Annotated in this window: 2 protein-coding genes; both read right to left on the reverse strand. The window is 54.4% G+C overall.

The window, feature by feature from the left end; all coding sequences use genetic code 11:
* Nucleotides 1-58: 58 nt before the first annotated feature.
* Nucleotides 59-6,283, reverse strand: a complete 6,225-nt coding sequence (locus EUZ85_RS20360; RefSeq protein WP_127971386.1) for a putative Ig domain-containing protein — start codon at nucleotides 6,281-6,283, stop codon at nucleotides 59-61.
* Between the two features lie 143 nt (nucleotides 6,284-6,426).
* Entirely contained in the window at nucleotides 6,427-6,885 is a 459-nt protein-coding gene (locus tag EUZ85_RS20365) for an SMI1/KNR4 family protein (protein WP_206617928.1), read from the reverse strand.
* Between the last annotated feature and the right edge of the window lies 1 nt (nucleotide 6,886).

Raw genomic sequence — 6,886 nt, forward strand, 5'->3', positions numbered from 1 at the left:
ACCCAACGAAAAAAGCCGACTATTGCTAGCCGGCTTTACTTCTTTCGTTAGCGAACGGCTATCGCCACTTCGCGTTAATGCTGGCTTTGATGGTCTCCCACTCAGAGTCCGACACAGTAAGGTGGCCGGAACTGGGGGCGGAGTAGCCTGACATTAGGTCCGCCAATGCGGATATGTCATCTCCGCTAATGGTCGCCTGATCAAGCTTAATCTCACGAACGGGTTTAACCGCCGCATCGTACCATCCCTCAATAACCATCCTGTCGTTCTTCCCGTACCCCAGAATTTCCACCACCAATGAGGAGCCGGACCGACGGAACCATACCTGTTCCGCCGTCACGCCACCAACGATAACAATGCGGTTTTGCCCCTCATCGTTTACATCATTGATAGTGTCTGATCCATCATTGGGACTGAATACATAGACGTCTGCGTCAAGACCGCCTTCCAAATAATCGTCGTCTTCGCCACCTTGCAGGATGTCCTCGCCCTCATCTCCATAAAGTCTGTCGTTGCCCCTTCCTCCGATCAAGGTATCAGCTCCTGCGCCACCATGGAGCTGATCGTCTCTCAGCCCGCCATCGATGTAGTCGCTGGCTCTGGAACCTATCACGACATCCGCTCCATTCCGGGTTTCTATACGCGACACGCCAATCAACTCCACGGAACTAAAGTCGAGAGCATCATTTCCGTTGTATCCGTCGGCGCCAATCAGGAGATTACCCCCTTTACCCAAATCGATTTTTTCCACATCCAGCACAGACTTGGAGTCACCATCTTTGGGGGCGGGAATACGAATCATGTCATCGCCGTCAGTTCCGAGAATGACATCAAAACCTTCTCCGCCAATAAAGATATCCACGCCTTCGTCTCCGCCATTGAGCACAAAGGTGTCATTGTCAGAGCCGCCATACATAACGTCATTACCGGCGCCGCCATTCAGGTAGTCGTCACCTTCATCGCCATATAGCTCATCATTGGCTGAGCCGCCATTCAGATGATCATTTCCACCACGCCCATGCAACCTATCATTGCCTGAATCGCCGTTGATAACATCTGCGCCCGACGAGCCTATAACAATGTCATCACCGCTATATAGATCTATTGACGTAATGCCAACCAACTCTATTTGACTCAGATCCAGGTAATCAGTCGTGCCATAGCCTTTGGTTCCTGTAATCAGGTTACGACCGCCGCCGCCGTCAATACGCTCAATAGAGACCAATTGGCTCTCAGGGTCACCTGATTTGACCAATGCAAACTTGAACTCATCGTCTCCGGCGCCGCCTTCCAGAACGTCAAAGCCTTCGCCGCCATCAAATCGGTCTCCCGCCTGACTGGCGCCGCGGACAATAAATCGATCGTTGCCGCCGCCGCCATAAAGACGGTCATCTCCGGCTTCGCCGACTATTACATCAGCGCCCGCAGTTCCGTAAACCACGTCATCGCCAGAGCCCGCATTGATTTCAGTGATCCCCAGCAAAGTCGCGCCCCGGAAGTCGAGCAGGTCATTCTGATACGTGCCTACGATCTTGTCCTGCCCGCCGCGTCCGTCGACCATCTCAATGTTGGCGACAGACGTCAGTCGGATCAGATCATTCTCCGGCGTGCCCAGGATCTGATCGATCCCTTCGCCTCCGTCAATGGAGTCAGCGTCCGCATCGCCTGCGGTAATCATAAAGCTATCGTCACCCTTGCCGCCTTTCAGAATGTCCGCGCCCGGCCCGCCTACAATCAGGTCAGCGCCTGCGCTGCCTTCAATCAGGTCGTCGCCGCCCAGACCATCGATTCTGGCGATATTCTTCAACAGCGTATGCGTCAGCACGATACGATCCGCGCCTTCCGTTCCTTCTATCAGGTTATAACCGGCGCCGCCGTCGATTTCCTCCACGGAGGCTTCATCGCCATACTCAGGCGCAAAGACGCCATAAGTGGACAGCCTCACTACATCGTCGCCGGAACCGCCAACAATACGGTCATATCCCTCACCGCCGATGAACAGATCGGCGTAGATGTCTCGACCTTCGATCAAGAAGCGGTCATCGCCGTTGCCGCCCAACATGATATCCGCGCCAACGCCGCCAATAATCGTATCGGCGCCATCGCCGCCTGCAATCAAGTCATTGCCGCCGCGCCCCTGCAATTCGTCATCGCCATCTGTGCCTTGCAGGTTGTTGTCGCCATCGTCGCCATCTGTCTGCGTGTAGGGCGTTCCTGGCGTCAGTGACCACCGCAGGGCGCTGTAATCAACCAGACCATTGGCGCTGGCGGGAGCATCCACCAACACGCCCTGGTTACTTTGCGCCTTCAGTCCCTGGTAAATCACCGGGAACGTAACTGACGTCGCATCCAGGATACTCAGGTCAGCGCCTGCTTTGACCGAGGCAGTCGCCGTAACGTCCTGCATCGCCGCGCCATAATTAGTCACGGTGGGCCAGACCCGCGCCTGTATTCTGCCTCCATTGACGACTTGATCAGTCACTTCAACAGAGCAGACCACCAGCTTCTGCCCGGGTTGTTCATCGTCCAGGTTGTAGAGGGTCACGTCGTCCACGTCATAACCGCTGTACACTGGGTCGTCACTGACCGCTGGAGCCAGGATCAATTTGTAGGCGATCTCACCGTCCGGTTCACAGTCGTCCACGCCTCTGACACTGACGGTCTGCGGCAAGTTCCAGCTGGTCTCGGTGAATTGCAGATAGTTCTCCGTTAATAACAGGCCTTCGCTGGCGTCGGACAGGCTGAGATTGATCAGCACACTTTTGCCCGCTTCCGGCTTTCGCCCCAGAGAAATCTGGATATCGACCGTTTTCGCACTGCCTTCTTCCGTTTCCAACGAAGGCGGCAGTGAGACGATAACCGGCGCAGAGTTGGACTGCTTGGTCACCGTACAACAGGCGGCTACAGAGACCTGATTCGCCTCGTCTTTAATCAACGCGCTGAGCGTATAAACCCCGTCCGCCAGACCATCCAGGCTCCAGGTGTATTTATCACCGTCCCCATCCAGATCTTCCTCTATGTTGTCGGCAATGACGACGCCATTCGCAAGCAAAGTAATCTTCGCCGCGCTGTCCGGGTCGGCGTCGGTCCATTGAATCGCGACCACGCCGCCGGACAGAACCTGGTTTTCCTTCGGCAGAACAAAAGCGAAAGTCGGCTCGTCATTGACGCCATCCACATTCACAAAGAAACTTTGCGCCGCGCTCCATGGACCCGCTGTGTCTTGGGCGTCAATCGCCTGCGCCCGCCACCAGTAGGTTGCGTTATCAGACAGATCAGCATCCGGCGTCCAGATAGCTTCGGCGCTCTGACGCGCCATGATTCTGTTCTTTAGTTCAGCATCGGCGTACAGCTCGAAACGATAGGTCACCGCATCGCCGTCCGGATCATTAACCGGATGCACAGACAGGGCTGGTCTGGCGACTTCAACCCAGGCGCCATCCGCCGGATTATTCAGGGTCGGCGCGGGAGGCGCGAGATTCTCGGCGTCAACGGTGAAAGAGACGCTAATCCAGGGACTGAATGACAGCCCGTCATAGGCTTTCACACGCCAGTAATAGACCTTGTCCTCCACCAGACCTTCTACCCGCCAGGAGGTGGTTTGCTGCGTTTCCGTTATCGCGCCGGACGCTTTCTTCTCCGCGCTGTTGAATGTCTCGACCGTATCCAGTTCAAAGAAGTAGCTCAGGTCGTTACGCTCAGGATCAACCGCGTTGTGCACTTGCAAGTCCAGGACGACATCCGCCGTCACCGCGCCGTTCTCTGGCGCTGCGATACGCGGGGCCGCCGGCGCTTCATTCAATGTGCTGACGATAAAGCTGGCGGCTTCGCTGGTGGCGACAGCGCCATGCTCGTCGGTGACCTTGGCGATCCATAGATAGACGCCATTCTCTTCCAGTAATTCAGAGACCTGCCAGGAAGTCTTGCCGCCGATGCCGGGATTCAAGCCCGTCACCTGCGCCACCGGGCTGGAGAAGCTCGCGTCGGATTCCGCATACACATAAAAGCTGTAGTTCAACGCATCCCGGTCCACGTCAACGCTGTTATTAACAACCAAGGTAGGCCTTACGGAGGCGACCACAGACTCACTGGCGGGAAAAGCAATGGCGAATTCGCCCGGCGCATCATTCGCGGAGTTCAGGAAGAAGCGTCCATTCACCCAGTCGCTGTTGGCTTCAGCGCCTTCCAGGCGGGCGCGCCAGTAGTATTCCGCGTTGTCGCTGAGCGTGACGCCCGGCTCCAGTTTGTCATCGGCGATAACCGCCTCCGTGGTTGCGACGCCCTCAGCTACGCCAGCCATCGTCGCTACTTTTTGCTTCAGGGCCTTATCGCGGTATACCTCGAATCGATAGCTATAGGCGCCATCCTGATGTGCGCCGTTTTTCACCTTCAATACGGGAGCGGCGGTAGCTACTTCCGCGTCATAGGCGGGCGTGTCCAGCTCTGGAGGCTGCGGTCCCGTGGGGGGATTCTTGGGATCGCCGCCATTCAGAAACTCCGCCAGATCTAATATGCCATCATGGTCATAGTCATCGGTTCCATCACGGGAAAGGTCACCGAAATGCTCTATCTCCCAGGCGTCGTCCATGCCGTCGCCATCGCGATCATTTTCAGGATTCACCACGATTTTCACGGATTTGGCCGCTTTCAAGGCGCCATCGGTGGCTTCAAAGTTAACTATGTAGGTTCCAGCTTGTCCACGCTGTGGGAACCAGTTAAATGTCCCAGTACCGTCGCCTTTGGCATTAAAGGTGGCTCCGCTGGGAGGATTCAGAACGGTTAACGTCGGTGTGGTTTTATTGGGGTCGCTGGATTGCACCAGAAAGCCGACCTGACCGGTTTCATAGGTCGTGCGATCGCTGATATGTTGAATAACTGGTGGTAAATTTACCTGCGCGGCGCCGCCAAATTCCAGCGTATATTTGGTGTCGCTGGACGAGGACAGGCTATCAAACAGGTTCAAGTAATAGTCGTAGTTGATCTTGTCTTCTTTCAGGGTTTTGGACAGCCAGAAGTTACTCACTGGCAGCGCTTTGCCATCGCCGCGCACTACTCGCGTCAAGGCCTTGTCGCCCAGGTAGGGATCACTGATCTTGATGTACGCCAGCCCTTCCATCGCGCCAACGGTCAACACGCGTCTGACGGAACCGCCACCGCTCTGCTCGCCGCCAAGAGCGCCACTCAAAGTCTTGACGTCTGTGCAGTCGTTACACACCGGATTCTCGACGCCCAATGACTCAGATTCATACACTTTGTAGCCAGCGCCTTCATGCGCAAGAAAATCCGTAATATTGTCGCGCCCAGGCAAATCAACTTTAACGTCGTGCACCAATAGATGTGTGACCGGGGCCTGCAGCAAAGACGTCAGGGCGCCGCCCAGTTCGTCGGCATGGGTCATCTTGGCGGTCAGTTCCGTGAAGGCGCCCGTCAGGGAAGACTCCATGATCCAGCGCCCGACACGATTGCTCTTGGCGGGAATATCGCCAAAGTCGATCAGCAGGGTTTTATCCGCTGGCTTGTCATCCAGATAGCTGCCAGTGATTTTGAAGTCCACCAGCAACTGATGCTGGTTGTCGATAATTTTGGGCTGCGCCGATTCGATTTTGACTTTATGCGCCGCGCCGCCGCCCCGGTTGGAGATACGCACGCCAAGGGTGTATGGCTCCGCCGGTTCAATTGGCGTCGTGAATGGGTTGTCGCCATTCACTTCCCGGGTCAGGAAGTAGTCGAGCAGTATGTCGGGCTGTGGTTTGACAACGATCGTATCCGGCGCCACCTGCAGGGTCTCGGATTTACCGCCGTATGTCAGATTGAGGGTTGCGCCAACATAATAGAGCTTGCCCTGCCCGTCAGCGCCGCCGGAGTTTTTGGTGGGGATGATCAGCCAGCGCAGCTCGCCGACTTGAGCGGGGTCGATCTTACCATCGGTAATGGCGCCGTTCGCCCCTGACAAGACGGAGTTGATCCCCTGATGCTGATCCAGCTTGATGAAAAACTTCGCCGAGCTGTGATTCGGATCAGAGGAAGCAATGACCGAATTACCCGCATCATCGCTGAACTGAATCGCAATCTTGATATTCTCCAAAGCGAACGCATCCAGGCTATTGGTCACCCGCATCGTCGCCTCAAAGGCCTGCCGCTCCACCGTCAATTCCTGGGAGAGCTCCATCTTCACCACCGCACACAGCGACTCCTCCGCCCGCGCAACGCCACCCAGCAGCCCCGCCACGAACAAAACCAACCCCGCCGTCACGATCCACGACTTACTTCGAATCGCTGTCATTTTACTAATCTACCCTCGCCATAGATATTATACCTTCAGAGTTAAACTCAGAAACCTGTGTAATAATATATCCTGAGTAGTATTCAAAGCTTTTATCACACTCCCTCCTATAAGTAGTACCTAAGACTGCAAAGTGATAAATATTAATCCAATTCTATTTCATACAAGCCATTTAGAAATTCATCCAAGTCATCTGCCAAAAAATGAATATTAGACATATCAGGCGGAAAACCATCAGCCTCCTCTTCGTGATCCCAAAAATATATCTTTCCCACTTTATCCCCCAACACTCCAATAAGTATAAGATTTCCACCCGGATCACGGCCTATAGGAAACATGTAATTTGGAATACGAGTTCTGTAAACAGAAAAATAGTGTTCTAAGTCGCTATGTTCCTCAACATCCACTCCAAAAAACCTATCAACAATTGAGCCATCAGATTCATCTTTAAAAAGAAAACCATCCGGCTCAGGATGGCCACCGTTATATTCCTTCAAATAATCCAAATATTGCAAAGGAAACTTGACTGAAAACCGCTTTTCAAGCTCCTCAATTCGACTCATCCCTACGGGTCTACCGCTATTTTTAATTTCATATTTCATA

This window comes from Hahella sp. KA22 (assembly GCF_004135205.1).
Classification (GTDB): Bacteria; Pseudomonadota; Gammaproteobacteria; order Pseudomonadales; family Oleiphilaceae; genus Hahella.